The sequence below is a fragment of the Mameliella sp. AT18 genome (assembly GCF_028807275.1).
Classification (GTDB): domain Bacteria; phylum Pseudomonadota; class Alphaproteobacteria; order Rhodobacterales; family Rhodobacteraceae; genus Antarctobacter; species Antarctobacter albus.
On the sequence record NZ_JARAMO010000182.1, the window covers coordinates 1 to 24,367 of the forward strand.

General features: G+C 64.6%; 30 protein-coding genes and 8 pseudogenes. 24 read left to right on the top strand and 14 right to left on the bottom strand.

What is annotated here, in order from left to right; all coding sequences use genetic code 11:
• The 13 genes and pseudogenes from PVW46_RS15940 to PVW46_RS16010 all read right to left on the bottom strand — a co-directional run.
• The coding region (locus tag PVW46_RS15940; protein WP_274576612.1) for an acyl-CoA dehydrogenase family protein at positions 1–650 on the bottom strand (650 nt) is incomplete at its 3' end.
• 166 nt (positions 651–816) lie between these two features.
• Positions 817–1,269, bottom strand: a pseudogene (locus PVW46_RS15945) (SDR family NAD(P)-dependent oxidoreductase).
• 19 nt (positions 1,270–1,288) lie between these two features.
• On the bottom strand, positions 1,289–1,576 hold the full coding sequence (locus tag PVW46_RS15955) for an SDR family NAD(P)-dependent oxidoreductase (protein ID WP_052244637.1): 288 nt from the start codon (positions 1,574–1,576) through the stop codon (positions 1,289–1,291).
• 1 nt (position 1,577) lies between these two features.
• Positions 1,578–2,369: pseudogene (locus PVW46_RS15960) on the bottom strand (enoyl-CoA hydratase-related protein).
• Positions 2,366–3,412 (bottom strand): annotated as a pseudogene (locus PVW46_RS15965) (CaiB/BaiF CoA transferase family protein). Before PVW46_RS15965 ends, PVW46_RS15960 begins: the two co-directional pseudogenes overlap by 4 nt.
• Before the next feature lie 29 nt (positions 3,413–3,441).
• On the bottom strand, positions 3,442–3,609 hold the full coding sequence (locus tag PVW46_RS15970) for a CoA transferase (RefSeq protein WP_198544036.1): 168 nt from the start codon (positions 3,607–3,609) through the stop codon (positions 3,442–3,444).
• Entirely contained in the window at positions 3,610–4,236 is a 627-nt protein-coding gene (locus PVW46_RS15975) for an IclR family transcriptional regulator (protein ID WP_069210169.1), read from the bottom strand.
• A 63-nt stretch (positions 4,237–4,299) separates the two neighbouring features.
• Complete coding sequence (locus PVW46_RS15980; protein WP_069210168.1) at positions 4,300–4,860, bottom strand: 3-hydroxyacyl-CoA dehydrogenase family protein; 561 nt, start codon at positions 4,858–4,860, stop codon at positions 4,300–4,302.
• A gap of 1 nt (position 4,861) precedes the next feature.
• Positions 4,862–5,775 (bottom strand): annotated as a pseudogene (locus PVW46_RS28785) (3-hydroxyacyl-CoA dehydrogenase family protein).
• A gap of 61 nt (positions 5,776–5,836) precedes the next feature.
• Positions 5,837–6,331 (bottom strand): 3-hydroxyacyl-CoA dehydrogenase family protein, encoded by a 495-nt coding sequence (locus tag PVW46_RS15995; RefSeq protein ID WP_083242375.1) that lies wholly within the window; start codon positions 6,329–6,331, stop codon positions 5,837–5,839.
• Positions 6,328–6,663: a 3-hydroxyacyl-CoA dehydrogenase family protein gene (locus PVW46_RS16000; RefSeq protein ID WP_274576619.1), complete on the bottom strand. Its 336-nt coding sequence runs from the start codon at positions 6,661–6,663 to the stop codon at positions 6,328–6,330. The genes PVW46_RS15995 and PVW46_RS16000 overlap by 4 nt, the downstream gene beginning before the upstream one ends.
• Positions 6,660–7,097: a 3-hydroxyacyl-CoA dehydrogenase NAD-binding domain-containing protein gene (locus PVW46_RS16005; RefSeq protein ID WP_083242373.1), complete on the bottom strand. Its 438-nt coding sequence runs from the start codon at positions 7,095–7,097 to the stop codon at positions 6,660–6,662. The genes PVW46_RS16000 and PVW46_RS16005 overlap by 4 nt, the downstream gene beginning before the upstream one ends.
• Positions 7,098–7,124: 27 nt before the next feature.
• On the bottom strand, positions 7,125–7,805 hold the full coding sequence (locus tag PVW46_RS16010) for an enoyl-CoA hydratase/isomerase family protein (protein ID WP_274576621.1): 681 nt from the start codon (positions 7,803–7,805) through the stop codon (positions 7,125–7,127).
• A gap of 585 nt (positions 7,806–8,390) precedes the next feature.
• Between PVW46_RS16010 and PVW46_RS16015 the strand changes: the two genes are divergently transcribed.
• The 18 genes and pseudogenes from PVW46_RS16015 to PVW46_RS16100 form a co-directional block, all read left to right on the top strand.
• Positions 8,391–8,891 carry a TRAP transporter substrate-binding protein gene (locus tag PVW46_RS16015; RefSeq protein ID WP_069210167.1) on the top strand — a complete coding sequence of 167 codons (501 nt, stop codon included), beginning with the start codon at positions 8,391–8,393 and terminating at the stop codon, positions 8,889–8,891.
• An 84-nt stretch (positions 8,892–8,975) separates the two neighbouring features.
• Positions 8,976–9,107, top strand: a complete 132-nt coding sequence (locus PVW46_RS16020) for a hypothetical protein (protein ID WP_263281704.1) — start codon at positions 8,976–8,978, stop codon at positions 9,105–9,107.
• A 12-nt stretch (positions 9,108–9,119) separates the two neighbouring features.
• A pseudogene (locus PVW46_RS16025) lies at positions 9,120–9,392 on the top strand (hypothetical protein); the annotation flags it as partial.
• 57 nt (positions 9,393–9,449) lie between these two features.
• Positions 9,450–9,581 carry a hypothetical protein gene (locus tag PVW46_RS16030; protein WP_274576624.1) on the top strand — a complete coding sequence of 44 codons (132 nt, stop codon included), beginning with the start codon at positions 9,450–9,452 and terminating at the stop codon, positions 9,579–9,581.
• Between the two features lie 149 nt (positions 9,582–9,730).
• Positions 9,731–9,976, top strand: coding sequence for a TRAP transporter large permease subunit (locus tag PVW46_RS16035; protein ID WP_069210165.1), 246 nt, complete (start codon positions 9,731–9,733; stop codon positions 9,974–9,976).
• Positions 9,943–10,362, top strand: coding sequence for a TRAP transporter large permease subunit (locus tag PVW46_RS16040; RefSeq protein ID WP_069210164.1), 420 nt, complete (start codon positions 9,943–9,945; stop codon positions 10,360–10,362). The genes PVW46_RS16035 and PVW46_RS16040 overlap by 34 nt, the downstream gene beginning before the upstream one ends.
• A 207-nt stretch (positions 10,363–10,569) precedes the next feature.
• Positions 10,570–10,716, top strand: coding sequence for a hypothetical protein (locus tag PVW46_RS16045; RefSeq protein ID WP_274576626.1), 147 nt, complete (start codon positions 10,570–10,572; stop codon positions 10,714–10,716).
• Between the two features lie 176 nt (positions 10,717–10,892).
• Positions 10,893–11,723 carry an IclR family transcriptional regulator gene (locus tag PVW46_RS16050; protein WP_274576628.1) on the top strand — a complete coding sequence of 277 codons (831 nt, stop codon included), beginning with the start codon at positions 10,893–10,895 and terminating at the stop codon, positions 11,721–11,723.
• 295 nt (positions 11,724–12,018) lie between these two features.
• A complete protein-coding gene (locus tag PVW46_RS16055; protein ID WP_274576629.1) occupies positions 12,019–12,207 on the top strand; it encodes a hypothetical protein in 189 nt (62 codons plus the stop codon).
• Between the two features lie 6 nt (positions 12,208–12,213).
• Positions 12,214–12,750, top strand: coding sequence for an SDR family oxidoreductase (locus PVW46_RS16060; protein WP_274576631.1), 537 nt, complete (start codon positions 12,214–12,216; stop codon positions 12,748–12,750).
• Positions 12,751–13,089: 339 nt separating this feature from the next.
• Positions 13,090–13,269, top strand: coding sequence for an AMP-binding protein (locus PVW46_RS16065; protein WP_069210163.1), 180 nt, complete (start codon positions 13,090–13,092; stop codon positions 13,267–13,269).
• Positions 13,270–13,290: 21 nt separating this feature from the next.
• A complete protein-coding gene (locus PVW46_RS16070; RefSeq protein WP_274576632.1) occupies positions 13,291–13,476 on the top strand; it encodes a hypothetical protein in 186 nt (61 codons plus the stop codon).
• A 6-nt stretch (positions 13,477–13,482) separates the two neighbouring features.
• Entirely contained in the window at positions 13,483–13,731 is a 249-nt protein-coding gene (locus tag PVW46_RS16075; RefSeq protein WP_069210161.1) for an AMP-binding protein, read from the top strand.
• 271 nt (positions 13,732–14,002) lie between these two features.
• Positions 14,003–14,161 (top strand): annotated as a pseudogene (locus PVW46_RS28790) (hypothetical protein); the annotation flags it as partial.
• Between the two features lie 163 nt (positions 14,162–14,324).
• A pseudogene (locus tag PVW46_RS16085) lies at positions 14,325–15,029 on the top strand (maleate cis-trans isomerase family protein).
• 57 nt (positions 15,030–15,086) lie between these two features.
• Entirely contained in the window at positions 15,087–15,272 is a 186-nt protein-coding gene (locus tag PVW46_RS16090; RefSeq protein WP_069210159.1) for a hypothetical protein, read from the top strand.
• The gene (locus PVW46_RS16095) at positions 15,265–15,450 is read left to right on the top strand and encodes a PNPOx family protein (protein ID WP_069210158.1); all 186 of its coding nucleotides are present in this window, start codon (positions 15,265–15,267) and stop codon (positions 15,448–15,450) included. The genes PVW46_RS16090 and PVW46_RS16095 overlap by 8 nt, the downstream gene beginning before the upstream one ends.
• A gap of 94 nt (positions 15,451–15,544) precedes the next feature.
• A pseudogene (locus PVW46_RS16100) lies at positions 15,545–15,766 on the top strand (flavin reductase family protein); the annotation flags it as partial.
• A gap of 16 nt (positions 15,767–15,782) precedes the next feature.
• Here PVW46_RS16100 and PVW46_RS16105 read toward each other — a convergent pair.
• Positions 15,783–16,700: a LysR substrate-binding domain-containing protein gene (locus PVW46_RS16105; RefSeq protein ID WP_069210157.1), complete on the bottom strand. Its 918-nt coding sequence runs from the start codon at positions 16,698–16,700 to the stop codon at positions 15,783–15,785.
• Between the two features lie 157 nt (positions 16,701–16,857).
• Here PVW46_RS16105 and chvE point away from each other — a divergent pair, with 157 nt between their 5' ends.
• From chvE to PVW46_RS16135, 6 genes are all read left to right on the top strand, one after another.
• Complete coding sequence (gene chvE / locus PVW46_RS16110) at positions 16,858–17,904, top strand: multiple monosaccharide ABC transporter substrate-binding protein (RefSeq protein ID WP_043144352.1); 1,047 nt, start codon at positions 16,858–16,860, stop codon at positions 17,902–17,904.
• Positions 17,905–17,981: 77 nt separating this feature from the next.
• Entirely contained in the window at positions 17,982–19,502 is a 1,521-nt protein-coding gene (gene mmsA, locus PVW46_RS16115) for a multiple monosaccharide ABC transporter ATP-binding protein (RefSeq protein WP_069210156.1), read from the top strand.
• Between the two features lie 11 nt (positions 19,503–19,513).
• Positions 19,514–20,749 carry a multiple monosaccharide ABC transporter permease gene (gene mmsB / locus PVW46_RS16120; protein ID WP_043144354.1) on the top strand — a complete coding sequence of 412 codons (1,236 nt, stop codon included), beginning with the start codon at positions 19,514–19,516 and terminating at the stop codon, positions 20,747–20,749.
• A 45-nt stretch (positions 20,750–20,794) separates the two neighbouring features.
• Positions 20,795–22,537 (top strand): L-arabinonate dehydratase, encoded by a 1,743-nt coding sequence (gene araD / locus PVW46_RS16125; protein WP_069210155.1) that lies wholly within the window; start codon positions 20,795–20,797, stop codon positions 22,535–22,537.
• Positions 22,537–23,463 (top strand): Gfo/Idh/MocA family protein, encoded by a 927-nt coding sequence (locus PVW46_RS16130; protein ID WP_043144356.1) that lies wholly within the window; start codon positions 22,537–22,539, stop codon positions 23,461–23,463. Before araD ends, PVW46_RS16130 begins: the two co-directional genes overlap by 1 nt.
• A 37-nt stretch (positions 23,464–23,500) precedes the next feature.
• Positions 23,501–24,367 (top strand): dihydrodipicolinate synthase family protein (locus PVW46_RS16135; protein ID WP_274576637.1); only part of this gene is annotated, 867 nt, incomplete at its 3' end.

Below are 24,367 nucleotides of genomic sequence, written 5' to 3' on the forward strand. Positions count from 1 at the left end.
GCTTTTCCGCATCGTCTGTCTCCTCGTTTCGAGAACAGGCCAACCTCAAACCGCAAACTTTTCAGGGGAGCAGGACAGTCGTTGACATAGACGATGGCGTCTTCGAAGGCCGCGCGGGCAATGCCCAGGGCCTGCGCGGCGACGCTGGTGCGGGACTTTCTGAGGAAGTCGTAAAACATCTTCAGGCCCTCGCGGGGCTTGCCCAACAGGTTGGCGCGCGGGATGCGGTAAGTGTTGAACAACAGGGCGGCGGTGCTGGACGCGCGCGAGCCCATCTTCTTGTCCGTGCCGATCACCTCGAACCCCGGCGCACCCTTTTCGATCAGCGCCACCGAAATCGCATCGCGTCCGTCGCCCAGCTCTGCCCATTTGCCGAACAGCACGATGATGTCGGCCACGTCGCCATTGGTGATGAAGATCTTGGAGCCGTTGACCACGATCTCGTCCTCGTCCTCGCGGAAGGTGGTCTTCATGCCCGTGGCATCCGACCCGGCGCTGGGTTCGGTCAGCGCCAGCGCGGCCAGCCCGCCATTGGCGATCACCGGCAGCCAGCGGTTCTTCTGGTCGTGGCTGGCGAAGTCCACCAATGGGCCGATGGCGTGGACATTCGTCTCCCAGACGATCCCGGTCGAGGCACAGGCCTTCGGCACTTCGCGGCAGACGGCGAGACAGGCGGGGCAGGACAACCCGGCACCCTGGCAGCCCGGGGTGCGATCTGTTCGGCGCAGAGGCGCTGCACGCTCTGCAGGAACATCTGTTCCTCTTCCGGGATGTCGATGGCGGCGTCGAGTTTTTCGAATACGTTCATGGGAAACCTCAGAGGCTGATGCCGTGGCTGCCGTCGACGAAGACCGTCTCGCCGGTCAGGAAAGGAACCTTGCCCGAAACCAGCGTGCCGACGAGCCCGGCGATTTCGTCGCCCCGGCCGGGCCGGTTGAGAAAGCTGCGGGCCGAGACCTGGGCGCGCCCCTCGGGCGAGGACAGGTAGTCCGTGTTGATGTCGGTCTCGATATAGCCGGGTGCCACGTTGACGGCAGAGACCCCGTAGCGTCCCCATTCCGCGGCCAGGCAGCGCGTGATCGCGCCGACGGCGGCCTTGGAGGCGCAATGGGCGGTGCTCTGCTTGGCGCCAAGGCGTTCGAAGAAGGAGCCGATGTTGACGATCACGCCGACGCCCGAGTCGCGCGGCTAGGGCAGGGTATCGCGGCAGGCGGTAAAGAGCACCGTGGCGTTGATCGACATCACCTTCTCGAATTCCTCCGCGGTCATCCCGGAGGACTTGCGCAGTTCATGCACGCCCGCGTTGTTGACCAGCCCGGGCAATGCCGCCGAAACGGTCCGAGGTCTGGCGCAGTGCCTCGGCAAAACCGGCCTCGTCGGCGATGTCGCAGGCGATCGGGTGGAAACGGCGGCGCAGGTCTTCATGCGCGCCCTCGGGCAGGTCCGGCATGGCGCCGCTGCGTGACAGGCAGGCGACGTTCACGCCCTCTTCGACAAGGGCGGCGGCGATGGCGGCGCCGATGCCCCGGCTTGCGCCGGTGACGACGATCGCGCCGTGGGTGGATGTGGGTACCATGTCAGTGTCCGAATTTTCTGGTGTCGGGGGCGCGTTTCTCGGCAAAGGCCTGGCCCATTTCGCGGGCCTCGTCCGAGCGGAAATAGGGGGCGAGCAGCAGGTCGTGGGTGACCCGGCTCAGCCCGGCGACGCCTTGGTGGCGCGCGTTGAACGATCCCTTGAGCGCCGCCAGCGCATAACTGCCGCGCTGGGCGACCTCGTTGGCATAGGCCAGGGTGTCGTCCCAGAAGGTCTCGTCGTCGAAGACCTGGTTGATGAGGCCGATCTGCATGGCATGGTCGGCGGTCATCTTGGGATTGCGGAACCAGATTTCCTTGGCGCGTTTCTTGCCGACGAGATCCTCGAGCTACCAGGTGCCATAGCCGGCGTCGAAGGACCCCATCATCGGCCCCACCTGGCGGAAGACGGCGCTGCGCTTGGCCTCGGTCATTTCGCAGACCATCTGCAGCAGGTTGCCGCCGCCCACGGCAAAGCCGTTGATCGCCGCGATCACCGGTTACTGCAACCGTTCAATGGCCTCGAACATCTCCAGCGTCGGAACGACGCCGGGATAGAGGCTGGTGCCCGCCAGGTCACCCTTCTCGCCGCCGATGCAGAAGAACTTGTCGCCCGCGCCGGTCAGAACGACGACCCGGGTGCGGGTCTCGTTGCGGATGTCCTTGATACAGTCGCGCAGCTCGCGGCAGGGTGTCGGGGTGAACATGTTGGCGTTGTCGGGGCGGTTCAGGGTGATGACCGCCACCGGGCCAACCTCTTCGTAGAGGATCGTTTCGAAGTCGCGCTTTCCGGTCATATGATGTTCTCACTCTTCAGGTTTTCGATGGCGACCTCGTCCAGGCCCAGCTTGTCGCGCAGCACGTCTGCGGAATGTTCGCCCAGCCCCGGGGGCAGGCTCTCGATCCCGGATGGGGCGCCGTCCATGCGGATGCTCAGGTCCACCTGCGGCAGCGGGCCGTTTTTCATGTCGACCGCGTAGATGAAGCCGCGTTCGTGCAGGACCGGGTCCTGCGCCAGCTGGTCCAGCCAGTTGATCGGACCGGCGGGCACGCCTCCGGCCTGGAACAGGTCCAGCCATTCGCGCGCGGTGCGGGTGACAAGGATGGTGCCGATCTCGGCCACCAGGCGGGCGCGCTGCTGGGCGCGGTTCTCGTTGCGGCGAAAGGCCTCGTCCTCGATCCACTCGGACCGGCCGGCGATCTCGCAGAAGCGGCGCCAGACATTGTCGTTGGCCAACCCCAGGGTGATCGGGTCGTCCGCGGTATCTAAGACCTGGTAGACCGCGATCAAGCTGTCGCGCGCCCCGCTGCGGCGGGGCAGGCCGCCGCCGCCGAGGTAGGAATAGAGCCGGGGTGTCATGTAACGCGTCATGGATTCCGTCAGCGAAATGTCGATGTAGTGCCCCCGTCCGGTCCGTTCGCGCTCGATCAGCGCGGCCATGCATTCCAGCGCCGCATCGGTGCCTGACAACAGGTCCGCCGCCGGGGTGCCGACCTTCTGCGGCGGGCCGTCGGGCTCACCGGTCAGGTCCATGACGCCGCTGTAGCCCTCGGCGATCAGGTCGTAACAGGCTCAGTTCTCACGCTCATTGTCGGTGCCGATGCCGGTGATGGAGGCATAGATGATCGCCGGGTTGATCGCCTTGATGGTGTCATAGTCGATGCCCAGCTTGTCGCGCACGCGAGGCAGCTGGTTTGTCAGCAGCACGTCCGCCTTGCGCACCAGCCCTTCAAGAACCTCGCGCCCCCACGGGCCGGCGTAATCCAGTTCGATGGGCTTCTTGTTGCGATAGACCGGGCTGAACCAGAGCGGGGTGTCGCCCAGGGTGGCGGCTTCCAGTAGCGCGAGTCGTCGCCGATGCCACGGCGTTAGACCTTGACCACCTCGGCGCCCAGGTCCGCCAGTAGCAGAGAGCCATAGGGACCAGCCAGCGAGGTGGTCAGATCCAGGACCAAAATCCCGTCGAGACAGGCGAACCGGCCGCCCAGCGGGCGTCTCGGCAGGCTTTCGGCAGGGGTGTCTTCGGTGTCGGACATTCAGGTGCCTCCCATCATCGGAACCAGCCCCGAGGCGAGATGCGCCAGCCGGGGGCCGATATCCTCGACCAATTGTTCGTTGCCGATCTGGAACGAGGGGGCCACGCAGTTGATCGCCAGGACCGTCGACAGGTCCGGCGAAACGACCGGGCAGGCCACCGCCCGCGTATCCCTCTGCCATTCGCCGTCGACGAGGCAGAAGCCGCGCTCGCGCACCTCGGCGATGCTCGCCTCGATCCGGTCGCGGCTGGCCAGTCCGAAAGGGGCCGAGGCATGTTTGGTCAGCGCCGTCATCTGCGGGTGCGCCAGTTGCCGGCCCCGCAAGTTGGATAGCACGCAATAGCCAAGCGCCAGGATCGAGGGGCTGGGTTCGAACCGGTTGTCGTTGCCGAGGCTGGTGAGATAGCCCAGCGATTTCAGCGTATGGGTCAGGCGGGCGACCGTGGCCTTGGGCAGGCCGGTGACCTCTGACAGCTCGGCGTTGCTGAACGGGCCCTCGCCGGGCCGAAAGGCGCGCAGCACCTCGAAGGTGCGGGCGATCGACGACACGAAACGCGCGTCCTTGGTCGCGTTGCCCTCCAGTTCGAGTTCCTGGTGAACGATCGTCTTGTGCTTGCTTTCCGCCATTGCCGAACCTCCTCCTTGTCTTGTGGCGCCCTGTCCCGGACCGTGGCCCGAACCGTGACCGGATCAGTCCTTTTGGCCGGGGTGCGGGCGCTGGGCGCGGATGCGGTCCGCGATCCGCGCGGTCGGGCGATAGGCGGTGTCGCCGAGGTCCTCGTGCAGCCGTGCGGCGACGTCATGGTGATGCAGCAGGGCGTCGCCCCTGAGCCGCGTCATCGGGCCGGTGCGATAGCCCAGCCCCATCTCGATCGCCTGGTCCAGCGCCTCTGGCGTGGCGATGCCATCCTCGGCGGCGCGCAGGGCGCGGATCAGGTAGGGACGCATCAGCCTGTCGACGATGCGTCCGGGCATATCGGTCGAGACAACGGGCACCAGTCCCGCCGCCTCGATCCCTTCGCGGACATCCTCGACAACAGCGGGATGAGAGCCGTTGCCGGGCACGATTTCCACGAGATCGGTATATGTGGCGCCATCGACCGAATATCGCGCCAGTCCGATGGCGGTGTCCGGGTCGATGCCCTGCGCGGCGCAGGCTTCGCACAGGGTCTTCTGGCCAAGCTCGACAAGCGTCTGGGTGGCGGCGCTGTCGCCGAGGTGGCGCTGCAATTGGGGGAGCAGGTCGCTCACGTCAGGCTCCGAATGTCTTGGTGTCGGCGTAGTCGTAGAACCCCCGACCGGTCTTCTTGCCCAGCCAGCCTGCGGCCACCATGACGTGGACGAGGTTGGGGCAGGCCAGTTCGGGGTCATTGGTGATTTCATGGAACGTGCGTCAGAGACGCTGTTGCGTGTCCAGCCCGACAAGATCGAGCCATTCAAGCGGCCCCATCGCGTGGCCGTAGGCGGTCTTGATCGCGCGGTCGATGTCGGCGGGTGTGGCAACGCCGCTTTCCACCATGCGGATGGCCCGGTTGTGCAGCGGGATCGCGAAATGGTTGAGGATGAATCCCGGCGTGTCCTTCGTCTCGACAGGTTTTTGCCCGATGGCCATGCAATAGGCCCGGGCCCGGTCGAACACCGCGTCGTCGGTGCGCAGGCCGCGCGTCACCTCGACCAGTTTCATCAACTGGGCGGGCAGGTAGAAATGCAGGCCGACCACCCTTTCGGGCGGGTGGAATGGGCGCCGATCCGGGTGATCGACAGGGGCGAGGTATTCGAGGCCAGGATCGTTTCCGGCCCGCAGACCCGGTCCAGCTCTCCGATCAGGGCGGCCTTTGCCTCCATGTCCTCGAAGATCGCTTCTATCACCAGGTCGGTGCCCGCCAAGTCGTCGAGCCGGGTGGTTGTCCGGATGTTGGTCACCGCCGCGTCGCGTGCCTCGGGCGTCAGTTTGCCCTTGGCCAGCGACCGGTCGAAAAAGGCGGTCGCCTCGGCCTTTGACTGCGTCAGCCGGTCTTCGGAGGTATCGACCAGAAAAGTGGGCACGCCCCCCCGGGCCGAGGCCATTGCGATCCCGAGGCCCATAGTCCCGGCGCCGACAACGGCGGCGCTTGCGACCTGCGGGAGGCTGGCCGCGGGCGAGGATATCTGTCTGGGGTCGGTCATCAGGCGATCTCTTGTTCGGCGGGGGTGTTTTCGGCGGGCAGGGGGCTGCCGGCCGTGTGCGTCAGCGACTGGCCCGCCTCCAGAGCGAGGCGCGGTAACTTGGGTCGCCAGTGCGCGCGTGAAGCGCGTCGAGGATCTCGAGGATCAGCGTGGGGCCATGGTGATTCCCCAGCGTCAACGGTCCTTGCGGATAGTTCAGGCCCAGCCCCACGGCGATGTCGATGTCACCGGGCGCAGCGATCCTTTGTTGTGCGATTTCGCAGGCGATGTTGACGATGGTCGCGATCACGCGCTGCACGGCAAAGCCGGGGCTGTCTTCGATGACCGAAACCACGCTGCCTTCGGTGGACAGGGCCTTGGCCGCAGCGGCGACGGCCTTTGGCCGGGTGGCGATGGTGGCCATCAGGGTCACTTCGCCCGGGGTGGGGATGACCGGATCGAAAGCAACGGCATTGCCAAGGGGCAGGCCCAAGGAGGTCGCGGTTTCCGTGGCATCGCACCCGACCGGCGCAACCAGGTTCAGCCCGCAGCCCTCGGAGCAGGGTGTCTCTGTCACCGCGACACCCGCCGCAGCCAGGCGTTCCGCGATCCAGGGACAACGCGTGTTTGCGAAAGGGCCAGGTGGACAGCCTCGGGCAGGCTGGCGCCCCACGGGCGTCCTTTGTCCGATACCGGCGAGGATGCGTCGCCATAGTCGTAGAATCCGGCGCCGGTCTTGCGGCCAAAGAGCCCGCTTTCCACCTTCTTGCGCAGGAAGGGGGCCGGTCGAAAGCGCGGTTCCTGGTAGAAATCCTCGTAGATGCGTTCCAGCACCGAATAGGGCACGTCCAGACCGGTCAGGTCGAACAGGCTGAACGGACCCATCCGGAACCCCGCCGCGCGGGTCAAGATGCGGTCGAGATCACCTCGGCGATGCGCATCAGTGGCACCGGGTTGAAGAAATGCGCGCCAAGCGCCCGGTCCGGCGCGGTCATGCCCGCCGTGATAGAGGTGACGAGGATGGACGAGGTGTTCGTCGCGATGATGCAATCCGCCGCGACGATCTCTTCGAGCCGCTGAAAGATGCCTCGTTTGTTGTCGAGATCCTCGATCATTGCCTCGATAACGATGGTGGCGTCCGCCAGGTCGTCGAGCCTGTCCGCCACACTGGCATTTCCGGTCAGGGCGTCCAGTTCCGCGCGGTCGATCTTCCCCAAGTCCAGCCGCCTTTGCAGCAGCGCGGTGGTCTTGGCGATGGAGGCCGCCGCCGCGCCCTCGCGGCTGTCGAACAGTTTGATCCTGTAGCCGGCGCAGGCGAAGAGCTGGACGATTCCGCCGCCCATGACGCCCCCCCGACGACGCCCACGATGTCATTCTTTCCGTCTTCGCGTGGCGTGGCCATGTCGCTCATCCTTGAATTGCGGGCTGCGCTTGGTGAGGAAGGCATTCAGACCTTCCTGGCCGTCGGCGGTGCGATACGACAGGACCGAGTTCTGCGCCTCGATCGCCAGTCCGTTGTCCAGCGGAAGATCCATGCCCTGACGGACGGATTCGCGGATCAGCGACATGGCCACCGGGCTCTTGTCGGCAAAGCGCGCAGCATAGGCGAGCGCGCCGTCCAGCCCCTTGTCCTCGGGGATCATCCGGTTGATCAGTCCCATCGCCAGTGCGTCTTCGGCCCCCAGCATGTCGTCCGACAACATCAGGTCCAGCGCCCGGCCGGTGCCGATCAGGCGCTGCGTGCCTCCATATCCCGGCACAAGGCCCAGCTTGACCTCGGACAGGCCGAGGCGGGCGCGCGGTGCCGCGACGCGAAAGGTGCAGGCCAGGGCCAGTTCGCATCCACCGCCAAGCGCGTAGCCGTTTACATAGGCGATCAAGGGCTGGCGCAGGCGTGATAGGCGGTCGAAGACGCGCTGACCCTTCAGGGTGCCGTCCAGTTCGTCGACCAACCCGCGCCCGGCCAGTCCGTCGATATCTGCGCCCGCTGAAAAGGCCTTGGTCCCGGCGCCGGTGATGACAAGCGCGCGCCGGTCCGGCCTCGACCTCATCCAGGCGGGTCGCCAGCAGGTCCAGCAGGACAAAGGACAGCGCGTTGAGCGCCTAGTGGCGGTTGATCGTGAGTATGGCGCGGTCGCCACTCTGGGTCAGGTCGAGCACGTTTCCTCCTTCTCCGCGTCGGCTCTCCTGTGCTCCCTGTCCCGGGAGGGTCTGGGCGCGGTGATCCGCGTTGGCGCCTTCCTGCAACGGCATGGCCGGCTGCAGATGGGCGCCTAGTTTTCGAACAGCTGTACCGTCAAGACATCTCAAAACTCAAAAATGGATTTATGATGCCAGTAAGTGAAACAGTAAAATCGATAATGACGGTGTCACGCCTTTTTTGTCGGTCGGGCAGCGTGAGTTTCACGGGGCATGATGATTTTATGGCTTGAAAGTGGGTGTTTGTCTCATTTTTTGGGAAATGAACTAGGAAAAATCGACACCTAAGTTCTAAAAACGGAACCCGGGAGGCAAAAATGAAACTGTTTTGCCAAGTTTACGGCTCGCCCCCCGACGCGGCTTGTGTCCGGGTGTGGGTGGATCCTGGAGGAGTAAACCTTTTCGCGAGGGTTGAAATGAACCCGCAAAGACGATGGATGCTGGCAACAGCGACCGCATTTGGCCTTGGTGGTGTCGCCGCCGTGGCCGAACCGATCACGCTCAAGATCGCGGACTCGCTGCCCAGCGGCCACCTGATCAACGAGACAATCATGAACGTGATGATCCCGGCGCTGGAGGACAGCGGCGAATTCACGGTCGAATATTTCCCCACCGCCCAGCTGGGCGCCGCCGGCGAAAACCTTGATTTTGCTCGCAGTGGCGTGATCGACATCGGCTATTTCGCCCCCGGCTGCGGCTCGATGGCGGGCCGGGTTCCGGCGACCAACGCCCTGACGCTGCCGGGCCTGTTCTCGTCGTCCACCCAGGCCACCAAGGTCTACATGGAACTGGGTGAAGGGTCGCTGAAACAGGAATACGACAAGCTGGGGATCAGGCTTCTGGTTGGTGTGGGAACCTCTCCCTACCAGGTCTTCAGCAAGAAAGAGGTGCGCCTCCCCGATGATATCGTCGGGCCGAAGATGCGCGCCGCTGGTTGAGGGGCCGATGACTTCCTGCGTGAAATGGGCGTTCCGGTTGTCAACATACCGTCCTCGCAGATTTGAGAGGCCCTGGAACGCGGTGTGCTTGATGCGGCGCTGTATCCGCCGTCGGCCGCGCCCTCGCGCCACCGTGAGGAAGTGACGACGCATTTCACCGAGAACGCGCCCCTGATGACGCCGCTGGTGACCTATTTCATCGACCTCGACCGCTAAAACTCCTTCACGCCGGAACAGCAGGCGATCATCGACGAGGCCAGCCGCAAGACCGCGCTGGCGATGGCGGCCGAATACGACAAGCGCAACGAAGAGTACAAGAAGACGCTCGCCGATGCCGGGGTCGTCATGACCGTCCTGACCGAGGAAGAACGGCAGGCCTGGCGCGACACCTATTCCGGTGCCGCCGATGCCTTCATCGCCAAGATCTCGGGCCGTGGTTTCGGCTATGTCCAAGATGTCTACGCAGAGATCCTGGAGCTGGCCGAGAAACACGCAGAGTGACCGTTTCGCAGAGCCGCCGGGCGCGGCGTCGAATCCTACAAGGCGAACGAAAATTCGGTGAACCCGATCGGCTATCTGATCGCGCCCTGCTTTTTCATCGTCGCCATCGGGGCCGGCGCGCTTGCGCTGACCGTGGCGGTGAACGTGCTGTCGGGCAACACGCCACAGGCGGCCGAAGGCGTCGATTGACGCGCATTCATTCTTTCAGGGACCATATCCATGGAAATCCTACTGTTCATCGGGCTGATGATCGCCCTCATCGCCCTGGGCATGCCCATTGCCTTTGCCCTGATCGCCACCGGGGGCTGGGGATCTACGTCACCCGCGGCTTTCCGGCGATGGTCTCGCAACTCTCGGGCACGGCTTACCGGTCGGCGGTCAAATCCAGCCTTGCGGCCATTCCCCTGTTCATCCTGATGGCCGAGTTCATGAACTCGGGCGGGATGGCGCGGGATGTCTTCGACGCGGCGTGCAAATGGGTCGGGCGCCTTCCGGGTGGCCAGTCCATCGCCACGGTGCTGGCGGTGGAGGGTTTCAAGAACGCGCTGCTGTGGTCGATCCGCGTGTCCACGATGAGTTTCTGATCGTCATGGGGGCTCCGGTCTTTGGCTATTCCCTGACCATCCGCCGCGCGCCCGACCAGTTGCTGCAGTGGAGCGGCGGCTGCGGGCTGGAGAACTGGCAGATCCTCTCGATGATCCTGCTGATCACCCTGCCGCTGACCTTCCCGGTCGTGTCGGAGCTGGGCTATGATCCGATCTGGTTCGGCGTTGTCGTGGTCAAGCTGGTCGAGATCGGGCTGATCACGCCGCCGATGGGGCTGAACGTCTTTGTCGTCTCGGCCACCACGGGTGTGCCCGTGGCGCAGGTGTTCCGAGGCACGCGCTATCTGCTGATTTTCGAAATCATCACGCTGGTCATCATCGTGGCCTTCCCGGCGCTGACGCTCTGGCTGCGAAGCCAGATGTAGCGATGAATCGGATAACAAGACGCGGCTCGGACCGCGCGATCCAAGAAGGAGGCGAAACATGGCAAGGGTAGGCGGGAAAGTCGCCATCGTGACGGGCGCCGCCGCGGGCAGGAGGCGGCGGATGCCCGCCGTCTCGGCGCCGAGAGTGCGGGTGTCATCGTCACCGACATCTCGGAAGAGGCGGCGCTTGGCAGCCCGGACCGTCCCATGTCGCCCCGGGCGACAGAGGCCAAGTTCCGCGATGCCTTGCAGGACTGGCCCGAAGACCGGGTTGCGGCCTTCCTGCAGGTGTTGCGAGAGGTCGACAGCCAGCCTGATGCCCTGGCCGAAATCTCGCGACTTATGGTGCGGTAAAGCGCGATGCGTGACTTGCGACGGACACCGGGGCTTCTTTGATCCGGGCGCCCCGCATAGTGGTCGACATGTTCCGTTCGACGCGGTACGTGTTCTTGAAATGAGACAGACCGAACGCCCGAAGCTGCCAATTTGCAGGCGGTTTGCACGGGCGGGAACAGACATGAGGGTGTGTCATGCCGAAACGTGACTCTGCAAAGACCTCCAAAAGCGTGGCGGCCGACAGTCTTGTGCCGGAGGCGATGGAAAAGGACGCCAAGTTCGTCTCGACCATCGGCCGGGCATTCGAGATCCTGCGCGCCTTCAAGCCCGGCGGCGGCCCCTTGGGCAACGCGGAACTGTCGGCGGCGACGCAGATTCCCAAGGCGACCGTGTCGCGCCTGACGCATACGCTGACCGCGCTGGGCTATCTCAACCACATCGAGTCCTCGGGCAAGTATGAACCCAGCGCCTCGATCCTGGCGCTGGGCTATTGCGTGCTGACCAACACCCGCATCCGCCAGCTTGCGCGGGACGACATGCAGCTTCTGGCCAATCATGCCGGGGCCACTGTCGGCCTGGCCAGCCGCGACCGGCTGTCGATGATCTATGTCTCGATGGTCAACGGCTCGCCCCTGCGGACCATGCGCCACGATGTCGGCACGCGGGTCGAGATCGAGACCTCGGCCATCGGGCGCGCCTTCCTGGCCGGGATTACCGATGAGGAACGCGCCTTTTTCTACCAGCATTTCGAACGTCGCCACGGCGATGCCTGGCCGGACCTGAAGGCCCGGATCGAGGAGAGCCTGGCCCAGGTGCGCGAGCGGGGCTTCTGTTTCGTCGACGGCGAATGGCAAAAGGACATGCGGGCGGTGGCTGCTCCGATCGTATCGCCGGACTCCAGTACCGTGATGGCGATCAACTGCGTGGCGCCCTCGTTCCAGATCGACGCCGAGGTGTTTGAAAAGGACATCGGTCCACGCCTTGCGCACATGTGCACGGGTCTGACGCCGATGATGGGCGCCTGACGCGCCTGCCTTTCCCTCGCCTCCTGGAATGGGGGGCGGCCCGCCCGTTCCTCCGGCGGGCCTTTTTCATTTGCGGGTGTGCCGAATCGTGTCTCCGGCCCCGCTGTTCCGGCGTGGGGCAGCCCGGGATCGGTGAAAAGAGGGCGAGACATCGGAATTTGAGAGCCAACTTTAGCCAGTTGTTGAAGAACATCATCGGTGTTGTGTGGTGCATTCCACTTATTGGCGTTTCAGAGCAGAAAACTGGTCTGTATGTTTCGATCATATCTTGATCTGCTGTATGGATGAGGCACACATGCCCGATTATTCGATGACCGACAACGCGCTTGCCAAATTGCCGGTCGTCTTTGCGCCGAACCTGTTCAAGGGGCAGGTTGTCCTGATGTCGGGTGGCGGCACCGGGATCGGCAAGGCGACCGCCGAGCTCTATGCCCGGCTGGGCGCCGACCTGGCGATCTGTGGCCGTGATGGTGACCGGCTGTAGGAGGCGGTGACCTTCCTGCGCCGCTTTGGCACCAAGGTCACATCCCATGCCATGTCGATCCGTGATCCCGAACAGGTCGACAAGTTGTTCGACGATGTCTACGCCGCGTGTGGCAAGTTGGACATCCTGGTCAACAACGCGGGCGGTCAGTTCGTACAGCCGACGATGGAAATTTCGCCCAAGGGCTGGCGCGCGGTTGTCGATACCAACCTGAACGGCACCTTCCACATGATGCAGGCCGCCGCCCGCCGTTGGCGCGATACAGGCGCGCCGAGGAACATCGTTGACGTCGTCGCGGTTGTCTGGCGCGGGCTGCCGCAGGTGTCGCATACCTGTGCGGCGAGGGCAGGGCAGATCTACCTGTCCAAGACGGTCGCCACCGAATGGGCGCCCTACAAGATCCGCGTCAACTGTGTCGCGCCCGGCACGATCGCCACGGATGCCTTCAACTACGACTCGTCCCAGGGCCAGGCCAGCTTTTACCAGGCCAATCCGATGAAGAGCGCAGGCGACGCGCAGGACATCGCGGAGTCGATCCTCTAACTCACGGCGCCCTCGGGGAAATACATCGATGGCGAGGTGATCGTCGTTGACGGCGGGCAGCAGAACTGGGGCGATTCCTGGTTTGCCGGACGCCCGGAGTACTTCGAATTCGACTACGTGGCCGCCCGGTACCAGGACCCGAGCTGACCGCCACGACACGCTAGACAGAGGAGGAAATGGCGGTGCCCATAGACCCGACGGTGATCCCTGAAACGATTGCGAAATACCGCGCGGCGGGTGCCTGGAGCGACCAGTCGCTTCTGTCCGCCTTCACGGCGGCAGTGAAATCCACGCCGGAGAAGACCGCGACGGTGGATCCGGATGGCAGTCGGCGCAGCTATGCCGAGGTCGAGCGCGCTGGCCGGCAGCCTGTCGGCCCGCGGCGTAAGCGCGGGCGACATGATCTCGGTCCAGCTGCCCGACTGCGGCGAACTGTTGATCGCGTACATCGCCGCGCTCAAGCTGGGGGCGGTGACGAACCCGCTGCTGACCAACTACCGCGCCAAGGAACTGTCCTAAATCCTGGGGTTTGCCGGGACCATGGCGGTCATCATTCCCGACCAGTACCGCCGTCACGACTATGTCGAGATGTTCGAGGGCCTGCGCGCGGATCTGCCCGCGCTGGATGTGATCGCGGTGGTCGGCGATACACGTGGCCCGACAGAGGGTATGGTGGCCCTTTCCGACCGGCACGGCAGCGATCTGCCCGCTCCGCCCGACGACTGAAACGCGGTGAGCCTGCTGGCCTTCACCTCGGGAACCGAGTCAAAGCCCAAGGGCGTGGTGCACAGCGAAAACACCATGATGTATGGCACCCATGCCATGCGCGACCTGATCGGACTGACCTCGGATGAAATGATCTGGGGGCCGTCGCCGCTCAGCCACGGCACCGGCTTTCAGTGGGGGCTGCGCATGGCGGTGACGCTGGACGCGACGCTGGTCAACCAGAACATCTGGGACCCGTCGAGGCGATCCGGATGACCTGTCGAGTTTCCGCATCTTCGACTGTGCCGGTGCGGCGACCCCGGAAAACTGGGCCAGAGCCTCTGCGAAAAAAACCGGCTGCACGCTGATCGGCATGTGGCGCTGAGGTACTTCAACGATCCCGAACGCACGAGCGAGACGTTCCGCGAGGACGGCTGGCTGTTCTCGGGCGACCATCGACGAGCAGGGATATGTCAAGCTGATCGGCCGCAAGAAAGAGATCGTCAACCGCGGCGGGCTCAAGATCAGCGTGCGCGAGGACGAGGAAATGCTGCTGGCGCATGGGGCCTTCAGCATAGTGGCGCTGGTGGCCGTTCCGGATCCCCGGTTGGGCGAAAAGGGATGTCTGTTCGTCGTCCCGCTCCCGGGCCAATCCAGGTCGCTGGCCGACGTGGTGGGCTATCTCGAAACCCGGGGCGTGGTGAAATACAAGCTGCCGGAATTCCACGTCGCCCTGTCGGAATTCCCGATGACCGCCAGCGGCAAGATCCAGAAGGTCCAGCTGCGCGACGAATTCCTTGCCGGCAAACACGCGGATGCGACCGATGGCCGGTTCGCCGCCCCCAAGTTCCAGAAACAGGAGTCCCGACATGCGGATCGGTCTGCTTATCCCGTCGTCCAATTCCACCCAGGAGCCGGAGTTCTACACCTCGCTGCCAGAAGGCTGCAGCCTGCATGTGACGCGCCTGACGCTGGAGAACATCGAGGAAAACTCGACCCTGCGCATCGTCGAGGAAATCGAGGAAGGCGCCCGCAAGCTGAGCCATGCGGACTTCGACATCATTGTCCTGGCAGCCACGGCGCCGACCTCTCGCAATGGCATGGGTTATGACCGCGAGCTGATCGAGCGGATCACCAAGGCCAGCGGGAAACCGGCGACCACGGCGTCGACCGCCCTGATCGAGGCGCTCAAGGAAATCGGTGCCAAGTAGATCGTTCTGGGCGCCCCGTGGAGCGATGCGGTCAACGCCCGCAGCGCCATGTTCATCGAGGACAACGGCTTTGAGGTGCTGGACCAGAAGGCCATCGGCATCGTGGCAAACCGCGAGGTGGGCCGCCTGGATGCCTCTACCGCGCTGGACCTGGGCGCCGAGATCTACCGCTCCGACGCGGATGCGATCATGCTGGCCTGCGGCAACTGGAAGACCTTTCCGATCAACGAAGAGCTGGAAGCCAGGACCGGCACGCCGGTGTTGACCACCAACCAGGTCAGCCTCTGGCATGTCGCCAGGATGCTTGGCGTGCCGCCGGTGAACGGCCTGGGCCAGTTGCTGGTGGGCAAGACCCCGGCCTGAGACGGACAAGGGGCGCCCGGATGGGTCCGGGCGCCCGACTGACAAGAGGAAGTGAACATGCGCGACGCAGTCATCTGTGAACCGATCCGGACGCCCGTGGGGGGCTACGGGGGCACCCTGTGCGATCTGCTGGCCGCGCTGGGCCTGTCCAGGGTCAGCGTCGTCACGCCCTCCGGCGCGCGGCAGGTCCTGGGGCTTGAGGACATCGGCACCGCGGCCCGGCGGCGGGATCAGCATGTCTGAGGTGCTGTCGATCAAGGACTTCCGGCGCGCGCAGGGGATGCGCGCCATCGGCTCTGCCATCGTGACGGCGGAAACAGAGGACGGGCCGGCGGGGTTCCTTGCCTTCTCCGCCACGCATCTGACCGCCAGCCCGTCGATCATGTGCGTGGCCGTCATGCCGACGACCTCGGCGCTGTAGGTGATCCGCAAGGCTGGCGCTTTCGCGATCAACTACCTGGCAGAGCAGGGTGGGCAGGCCATTCTAGACCGTTTCGCGGGGGGGCGACGCCCCCAAAGGCGCGGCCCGGTTCGACGGGTTGGAGCTGGGCCGCATGGCGACCGGCGCGCCGATCCTGCCGGGCAACCTGGGCGCGATGGACTGCCGCCTGGAACAGGAGCAGGAGGCCTTTGGCACCTTGCTGCTGTTCGGCCTGATCGAGGCCGTGACCCAGGACACCGCACAACGGTCTCTGGTGCATTTCGCCGGTGGGACGAGCACGTTGAGCAAGACCTGACAAACCGCTGGCGCGGTCAGATCCGCGCCAGCACCTCCTGCAACAGGCGTTCGGCGGCGCGCGACAGCTTGCGGCTGCCGTCGCGCAGGACGAAATAGGGCGGCACGACGATCGAGCGGCGCAGTTGCAACGCGGTCAGGTTGGCTCCGATGTCTGAATGCACCAGCAATTCCTTGACCTCGTTCGACTGCGGCACGATGGCCTGAACGCGCGCCACCTGCGCCAGCGCCACCAGCAGGGAAGAGCTGTTCAGGACCCGTGGCGGGATCGCAACCCCGGCGGTGTGAAAGGCGGCCTCGACGGATTCGCGGATCGGCATGCCGCGTTCCTGCATCACCCAGGGGTAGCCGGTCAGTTCCGACACCTCGACGTCCTGGCGTGACGCCAGCGGATGCGTGTCGTGCACCAGCAGGGCGACGACCTCGGTCCTTGCGGGGTGGACGCGGAACAACCGGCTGTCGTGGCCCGGTGGAATCCGCCCGAGGACAAAATCGTATCGCCCTTCCTCCAGATCACGGATCAATACGCGTGACGGCGCCACGTCAACGCTGATCTCGAGGTCCGGACTTTCCTGCAGCACCGCCTGAACCGCGGGCATCAGGACACCCACCGCCGGACCGGTGACCGATCCAACCCGGACCTCGCCCAGGTCTCCGGACTGGATGTGGCGCAACTCGTCCTCCAGCGTGCGCACCTCGGCCAGGATCACCCGCGCGTGGCGGACAAAGACGTCTCCGGCCTGCGACATGACCATGCCCTTGGGGTGGCGGACAAACAGCGGGCTGCCGATGTTGGTCTCGATCTCGGCCAGGATGCGCGAGGCGGCGGGCTGCGAGATCGCAACCGCCTGTGCGGCCAGTTGCAACTGCTGCGTCTCGGCGATCTTCAGGACCAGGTCCAGGTGCGCGGGTTTGATCCGGCGGGCGATGTCCATCGCGGGAGCCTCATATCGTTTTTGATATACGGATCATCATAATCGGAATTTTACAGGTATACAGCCCCGTCTTACGGTCACGCCCGGATCCACTGGGTCCGAAACACAGATCAGGCGTCGCCGCAGGAGGGCGCGCGCCGACCTTGGGAGGCTACCAATGAACATGAAACTTCTGCTCGCTTCGGCGGCAGTGGCGCTGTCCAGCTATGGCGCCGTGGCCGAAACCGTTGGCATCGCGATGCCGACCAAATCCTCGTCGCGCTGGATCTCTGACGGCGAGTCGATGGTCGAACAGTTCAAGGCCGCAGGCTATGATACGATCCTGCAGTACGCCGAGGACGACATTCCCAACCAGCTGGCGCAGATCGAGAACATGATCACCAACGGCGTCGACGTGCTGGTGATCGCCGCCATCGACGGCACAACCCTGTCGAGCGCGCTGGAAAACGCCTATTACGCCGACATTCAGGTCATCGCCTATGACCGCCTGATCCGCGACAGCGAATATGTCAGCTATTACGCGACCTTCGACAACTTCAAGGTCGGCGTGCAGCAGGCCTCCAGCCTTGTCGCCGGCCTCGAAGAGCGTTTCGGCGACGGCCCCTACAATGTCGAGTTGTTCGGCGGCTCGCCCGACGACAACAACGCCTATTTCTTCTACGATGGCGCCATGTCGGTGCTGCAGCCGCTGATCGACGACGGCACCATCAACATCGTCTCCGGCCAGATGGGCATGGACACGGTCGGCACCCTGCGCTGGGACGGCGCGGTGGCGCAGGCGCGCATGGATAACCTGCTGTCGGCGCATTACACCGATGCCCGCGTGCACGGTGTCCTGTCGCCCTATGACGGTCTGTCCATCGGCATCATCTCGTCGCTCAAGGGCGTGGGCTATGGTTCGGGCGACCTGGACATGCCGATCGTCACCGGCCAGGACGCCGAGATCCGGTCGGTCAAGTCGATGCTGGCGGGCGAGCAGTATTCGACCGTCTTCAAGGACACCCGCGAACTGGCGCGCGTGACCGTGGGCATGGTCGAGGCCCTGCTGAAAGGCGGCGAGCCCGAGATCAACGACACCACCACCTATGACAATGGCGTCAAGGTCGTGCCCTCCTACCTGCTGGAACCGGTCTCGGTCGACCTGTCCAACTGGGAAGACGTGATCATCGGCTCCGGCTACTACACGATGGACCAGGTCCAGTAACCGGTTACTCCCGGGGTCCGTCCGGCGTCACGGCGGCGGGCGGGCCTTGGCAACCACCAGAAAATTGGGGAGTGGGGATGACGGCGCTTCTGGAAATGCGCGGGATCACCAAGGAGTTTCCTGGGGTCAAGGCGTTGGACACGGTCAACCTGACGGTGAAGGAAGGCGAGATTCACGCGCTGGTCGGGGAAAACGGCGCGGGCAAGTCGACCCTGATGAAAGTCCTGTCCGGGGTCTATCCGGCAGGCAGCTACGACGGCGAAATTCACTATGACGGCGCGCTGGCAGAGTTCGGCAACATCTCGGACTCCGAGGCGAAGGGCGTCATCATTATCCACCAGGAACTGGCGCTTGTGCCGCTTCTGTCGATCGCGGAAAACCTGTTCCTGGGCAACGAACGCGCACGCGGCGGCATCATCAACTGGCGCGAGACCAACCGGCGCACCGAGGACCTGTTGCGCAAGGTCGGCCTCAAGGAACCGCCCAGCACGCTGGTCGACAAACTGGGCGTGGGCAAACAGCAGCTGGTCGAGATTGCCAAGGCGCTGTCCAAGGAAGTGCGCCTGCTGATCCTGGACGAGCCGACGGCGGCGCTGTCGGAAAGCGACAGCCAGGCGCTGCTGGACCTGATGCTGGAACTCAAGCAGCAGGGCGTCACGCAGATCATCATCAGTCACAAGCTGAACGAGGTGCGCCGCGTCGCGGACTCCGTGACGGTGATCCGGGACGGCACCACCGTCTCCACGATGGACGCCAGGACCCAGGAAATCACCGAGGACAACATCGTGCGCGACATGGTGGGCCGCGACATGGCGCACCGCTACCCGGCGCGCGAACGCCGCGCGGGCGAGGTGCTGATGGAGGTCAAGGACTGGAACGTCTGGCACCCGCTGCACGCCGACCGCCAGGTGATCGAGGACATCAACCTGGCCGTCCGCGCCGGCGAGGTCGTGGGCATCGCGGGCCTGATGGGGGCCGGGCGCACCGAACTCGCCATGAGCATCTTTGGCCGCTCTTACGGGCGCAACATTTCCGGCAGCGTCGAGATCAGCGGCAAGCCGGTCGACGTCAGCACCGTCAGCAAGGCGATCGAGGCCGGGCTGGCCTATGTCACCGAGGACCGCAAGTCGCTGGGCCTGATCCTCGAGGAGACGATCCAGCGCAACATCACGATGGCCAACCTCGAAGAGGTGGCGCGCGGCCAGGTGCTGAACGAAAGCGCCGAAACGCGCGTGGCCGAGGAGTACCGCAAGGCGCTGAACATCCGCACGCCGGGTGTCTTCCAGCGGGTGATGAACCTCTCGGGTGGCAACCAGCAAAAGGTTGTCCTGTCGAAATGGCTGTTTGCCAAGCCCGAGGTGCTGATCCTGGACGAACCGACGCGCGGCATCGACGTCGGCGCCAAGTTCGAGATCTACGGGATCATCAACGACCTCTCCGCGCAGGGGAAGGGCGTGATCATGATCTCCTCCGAAATGCCCGAACTCCTGGGCATGTGTGACCGCATCTACGTAATGAACGAGGGCGCATTCGTCGGCGAACTGAGTGCCGAGGACGCCAGCCAGGAGCGCATCATGTCGCTCATCGTGACCGAATAAGGGAGCCTGTAATGGACTTTGCAGAGCACGGGGCCGAGGCGCCCGAAAAGCAGGGGATCGGCGAATACCTCGTCCGCCACCTGCGCGAATACGGGCTGCTGTTCGCGCTGATCGCGATCATGGCCTTTTTCCAGATCGTCACCGAGGGCACGCTGCTGAAGCCGGTGAACGTCACCAACCTTCTGTTGCAGAACAGCTATATCGTCATCATGGCGCTGGGGATGCTGATCGTCATTGTCTCGGGCAACATCGACCTGTCGGTCGGGTCCGTGATGGGGTTCGTCGGCGCCCTGGCCGCCGTCATGATCGTGGAATGGGAAATGTCCACGGCCGTCACCATGATCACCTGCCTTGTCGCCGGTGGCCTGATCGGCGCGGCGCAGGGGTACTGGATCGCCTACTGGAAGATCCCTTCCTTCATCGTGACGCTGGCGGGGATGCTGGTGTTCCGGGGCGCGTCGCTGTGGTTGCTTGAAGGTCAGTCGCTTGGCCCGTTCCCGCGCGAATTCCAGATGCTGGCCAACGGTTTCGTGCCGGACATCTTCCCGCAGGGGATCTCGCAGGGCGTTGCCGACCTGCTGGGCCAGCGCCGGGTGAACGTGCTGGCGCTGGGCACCGGCCTCGTGGCTGCCGGGCTTATCGTCTGGATGGAACTCAAGGCGCGCGCCCAGAACAAGGCCTATGGCATGGCGGGCGAACCGCAGGCTTTCTTCCTGGCCCGCATCGGCATCATCGCGGTTGCGTTGATCTTCATCCTGTTCAAGCTGTCGACCTTCCGGGGCCTGCCGAACGTGCTCATCACCATGGGCGTGCTGACGATCATCTATGCCTTCTTCACCGAACGCACGGTCACGGGCCGGCGCATCTACGCGCTGGGCGGCAACGAGAAGGCGGCCAAACTCTCGGGCATCAAGACCGAGCGGCTGACCTTCCTCGCCTTCGTCAACATGGGCGTGCTGGCCGGGATCGCGGGCATGGTCTTTGCGGCGCGGCTGAACTCGGCCACGCCCAAGGCGGGCTTCGCGCTGGAACTCGACGTGATCGCGGCGGTCTTCATCGGCGGGGCCTCGATGTCGGGCGGTGTCGGCAAGATCGTGGGGGCTGTCGTCGGCGCCTTCCTGATGGGCGTGTTGAACAACGGCATGTCGATCATGGGCATCGGCATCGACTACCAGCAGGTGATCAAGGGGCTGGTGCTGCTCGCTGCCGTGATCTTCGACGTCTACAACAAATCGAAACAGGGGTGACGGTGCGCCTTCGGGCGTATCTCCCCAAGGGAAGGAGGCAAGCAGATGGCGTTCAAACCGGCAGAATGGCCCCGCAAACTGCGCAGCCAGGAATGGTACGGTGGCAGCACCAAGGATGTGATCTATCACCGCGGCTGGCTCAAGAACCAGGGCTATCCCGAGGACCTGTTCGACGGGCGCCCGATCATCGGCATCCTGAACACCTGGTCGGAACTGACGCCCTGCAACGGCCACCTGCGCGAACTGGCGGAAAAGGTGAAGGCGGGTATCTGGGAGGCCGGCGGTTTCCCGGTCGAGGTGCCGGTGTTCAGCGCCTCCGAGAACACTTTTCGCCCCACGGCGATGATGTTCCGCAACCTTGCCGCTCTGTCGATCGAGGAACAGATCCGCGGCCAGCCGATGGACGGCTGCGTCCTGATGGTGGGTTGTGACAAGACCACGCCCTCGCTGCTCATGGCCGCCGCCTCCTGCGATCTGCCGTCGATCGTCGTCACCGGCGGGCCGATGCTGAACGGCTGGTTCCAGGGTGAACGCGTCGGCGCGGGCACGCACCTCTGGCGGTTCTCCGAGGCGGTGAAGGCCGGGGAGATGACACAAGACGAGTTCCTTGAGGCCGAGGCGGCCGTCACGCGTTCCTCCGGCACCTGCAACACGATGGGCACGGCGTCCAGCATGGCGTCGATGTGCGAGGCGCTGGGCATGGCCCTGTCCGGCAACGCTGCGATCCCTGCGGTGGACTCGCGCCGCCGCGTCATGGCGCAGCTGACGGGCCGCCGCATCGTGCAGATGGTCAAGGACGATCTGAAACCCTCGGACGTGCTGACCCGCGAAGCGTTCGAAAACGCGATCCGCACCAATGGCGCCGTTGGCGGGTCCACCAACACGGTGGTGCACCTGCTGGCCATTGCGGGCCGCGTCGGCGTGGACATTACCCTGGACGACTGGGACCGCTGCGGACGAGACATCGCCACGATCCTCAACCTTCAGCCCTCGGGTGAATACCTGATGGAAGAGTTCTTCTATGCGGGCGGCCTGCCTGTCGTGCTGAAACGGTTGGGCGAGGGCGGCAAGCTGCACAAGGACGCGCTGACCGTCTCCGGCAGCACGATCTGGGACGAGGTCAAGGAGGCGAAGAACTGGAACGAGGACGTGATCCTGCCGGTCGACAAGCCGCTGACCGACCAGGGCGGAATTGCCGTGTTGAAGGGCAACCTTGCCCCCAAGGGTGCGGTGCTGAAACCCTCCGCCGCCTCGAAACACCTGATGCAGCATCGGGGCAGGGCGGTCGTCTTCGAGGACATCGACGACTACAAGGCCAAGATCAACGACGATAACCTGGACATCGACGAAACCTGCATCATGGTGCTCAAGAACTGCGGGCCCAAGGGCTATCCGGGCATGTCCGAGGTCGGCAACATGGGCCTGCCGCCCAAGGTGCTGAAAAAGGGCATCAAGGACATGATCCGCATTTCCGATGCGCGCATGTCCGGCACCGCCTACGGCACCGTGATCCTGCACACCTCGCCCGAGGCGGCGGCGGGCGGACCGCTGGCCGTGGTGAAAAACGGCGACATGATCGAGGTCGACGTGCCCGCGCGTCGTGTGCACCTGGATGTGTCCGACGAGGAATTGCAGGCGCGCCTGTCGGACTGGACCCCGACCCATGAACGCCCCGAAAGCGGCTATGCCTGGCTGCACCAGCAGCATGTCGAGGGCGCCGACACCGGCGCCGACCTGGATTTTCTCAAGGGGTGCCGCGGCGCCCCGGTCGGAAGGGACTCGCATTGATGGAAATCGCACTTGTTGGGATCGGCAAGATCGCCCTCGATCAGCACGTTCCGGCCATTGCCGCCTCGCCGGACTGGGATCTGGCCGCCACCGTTTCGCGCAAGGGTAGCGTCGACGGGGTCGAGAGCTTTACCGACTTCGCCGAACTGCTGGAGCGGCGCAGCGACATCCGCGTGGTCTCGCTCTGCCTGCCGCCGGTGCCGCGCTTTGACTATGCCGCTGCCGCCATCGCGGCGGGACGGCATGTCATGCTGGAAAAACCCCCCGGCGCCTCGCTGTCGGAATGTCACCGGCTGATCGACATGGCGCAGGCGCAGCGGGTCTCGCTTTATGCCACCTGGCATTCGCGCGAGGCGCCGATGGTGGCTGCGGCCAAGGCCTGGCTGGCGGACAAGACCCTGCGCCGCCTGCAGATCACCTGGAAAGAGGACGTGCGCCGCTGGCATCCCGGCCAGGACTGGATCTGGGAACCCGGCGGCCTGGGGGTCTTTGATCCGGGCATCAATGCGCTGTCGATCCTGACCGAGATCCTGCCCGATGCCATCCACCTGACGGACGCCACGCTGGAGGTGCCCGAGAACAAGCAGGGGCCGATCGCGGCCAGCCTGCGCTTTGCCCACCCGGCGGGGGCCGAGGTGGGTGCCGTCTTCGACTGGCGCCAGGACGGTGATCAGATCTGGACCATCGAGGCCGAGACCGACCGGGGCAGGCTGGAACTGCACGACGGTGGCGCCCGCATGGTGATCGACGGCATCGAGCAAAGCGCCGATGGCCCGGCGCTGGCCGGCGAATACCCGCGCCTCTACGCCCGCATGGCACAGCTTGTCGCCTCGGGCGGCAGCGATGTGGATCTCTCGCCCATGCGCCATGTGGCCGATGCCTTCCTGCTGGGCCGGCGCGAGACCGTCGCCCCCTTCCACGAATAAGCGCCTGCGCGCATCCGATACCTAGAAAGGACCCGCCATGAAAACGCCGCTGACCGGCATTCTTCCTGTTGCCCCCACGCCCTTCCATGATGACGGCCGCGTCGACGAAGAGGGGATGCGCCGTGTTCTGGACTGCATCATCGACCAGGGGGTTGATGCGATCTGCATCCTCGCCAACTATTCGGAACAGTTCGTGCTGTCGGACGAGGAACGCGCCACGCTGATGCGGATCAGCCTGGAACATGTCGCGGGCCGGGTGCCGGTGATCGTCACGATCAGCCATTTCAGCACCGGCATCGTGGTCGACCGGGCCAAGGCCGCGCAGGCCCTGGGCGCGTCGATGGTCATGATGATGCCACCCTATCACGGTGTCGGGCTGGTCCCCTCCGAGGCCGGGATCTATGAGCAGTTCCGGGCGGTCTCCGACGCGATCTCGATCCCGATCATGGTGCAGGACGCCCCGCTGTCGGGCTGTCAGATGTCTGTGCCGCTTCTGGCGCGCATGGCGCGCGAGCTGGAAAACGTCAGCTATTTCAAGATGGAAATGCCCTTTGCCGCCGACAAGTTGGCAGCGCTCATCGAGGCCGGAGGCAAGGACATCATCGGCCCCTTCGATGGTGAAGAGGCGGTGACACTGCTGGCCGATCTCGATGCCGGGTGCACCGGCACCATGACCTCGGGCCTGCAGTGCGAGCATATCGGCGTCATCATCCGCAGCTATCTTGCCGGTGACAAGGACGCGGCCCTTGCGCAGTGGACGAAGTGCCTGCCCCTCATCAACCATGAAAACCGCCAGTGCGGGCTGCGCGCCTGCAAGGTGGTGATGAAAGAGGGCGGCGTGATCGGATCCGATCACGTCCGCCATCCGTTGAAACCCATGACCCCGCGCACGCGGGAGCGCCTG

Coding starts and splice junctions, on each gene's coding strand:
- mmsA (WP_069210156.1), top strand. CDS start 17,982: ATGACGGCGCTTCTGGAAATGCGCGGGATCACCAAGGAGTTTCCTGGG.
- PVW46_RS15970 (WP_198544036.1), bottom strand. CDS start 3,609: ATGTCCGACACCGAAGACACCCCTGCCGAAAGCCTGCCGAGACGCCCG.
- chvE (WP_043144352.1), top strand. CDS start 16,858: ATGAACATGAAACTTCTGCTCGCTTCGGCGGCAGTGGCGCTGTCCAGC.
- PVW46_RS16045 (WP_274576626.1), top strand. CDS start 10,570: ATGTCGCCCCGGGCGACAGAGGCCAAGTTCCGCGATGCCTTGCAGGAC.
- PVW46_RS16095 (WP_069210158.1), top strand. CDS start 15,265: ATGTCTGAGGTGCTGTCGATCAAGGACTTCCGGCGCGCGCAGGGGATG.
- PVW46_RS16070 (WP_274576632.1), top strand. CDS start 13,291: ATGGCGGTCATCATTCCCGACCAGTACCGCCGTCACGACTATGTCGAG.
- PVW46_RS15975 (WP_069210169.1), bottom strand. CDS start 4,236: ATGGCGGAAAGCAAGCACAAGACGATCGTTCACCAGGAACTCGAACTG.
- PVW46_RS16050 (WP_274576628.1), top strand. CDS start 10,893: ATGCCGAAACGTGACTCTGCAAAGACCTCCAAAAGCGTGGCGGCCGAC.
- mmsB (WP_043144354.1), top strand. CDS start 19,514: ATGGACTTTGCAGAGCACGGGGCCGAGGCGCCCGAAAAGCAGGGGATC.
- PVW46_RS16035 (WP_069210165.1), top strand. CDS start 9,731: ATGGTCTCGCAACTCTCGGGCACGGCTTACCGGTCGGCGGTCAAATCC.
- PVW46_RS16010 (WP_274576621.1), bottom strand. CDS start 7,805: ATGAGGTCGAGGCCGGACCGGCGCGCGCTTGTCATCACCGGCGCCGGG.
- PVW46_RS15955 (WP_052244637.1), bottom strand. CDS start 1,576: ATGGTACCCACATCCACCCACGGCGCGATCGTCGTCACCGGCGCAAGC.
- PVW46_RS16065 (WP_069210163.1), top strand. CDS start 13,090: ATGCCGAGGTCGAGCGCGCTGGCCGGCAGCCTGTCGGCCCGCGGCGTA.
- PVW46_RS16105 (WP_069210157.1), bottom strand. CDS start 16,700: ATGGACATCGCCCGCCGGATCAAACCCGCGCACCTGGACCTGGTCCTG.
- PVW46_RS16005 (WP_083242373.1), bottom strand. CDS start 7,097: ATGGGCGGCGGAATCGTCCAGCTCTTCGCCTGCGCCGGCTACAGGATC.
- PVW46_RS16090 (WP_069210159.1), top strand. CDS start 15,087: ATGCGCGACGCAGTCATCTGTGAACCGATCCGGACGCCCGTGGGGGGC.
- PVW46_RS16015 (WP_069210167.1), top strand. CDS start 8,391: ATGCTGGCAACAGCGACCGCATTTGGCCTTGGTGGTGTCGCCGCCGTG.
- PVW46_RS16055 (WP_274576629.1), top strand. CDS start 12,019: ATGCCCGATTATTCGATGACCGACAACGCGCTTGCCAAATTGCCGGTC.
- araD (WP_069210155.1), top strand. CDS start 20,795: ATGGCGTTCAAACCGGCAGAATGGCCCCGCAAACTGCGCAGCCAGGAA.
- PVW46_RS16130 (WP_043144356.1), top strand. CDS start 22,537: ATGGAAATCGCACTTGTTGGGATCGGCAAGATCGCCCTCGATCAGCAC.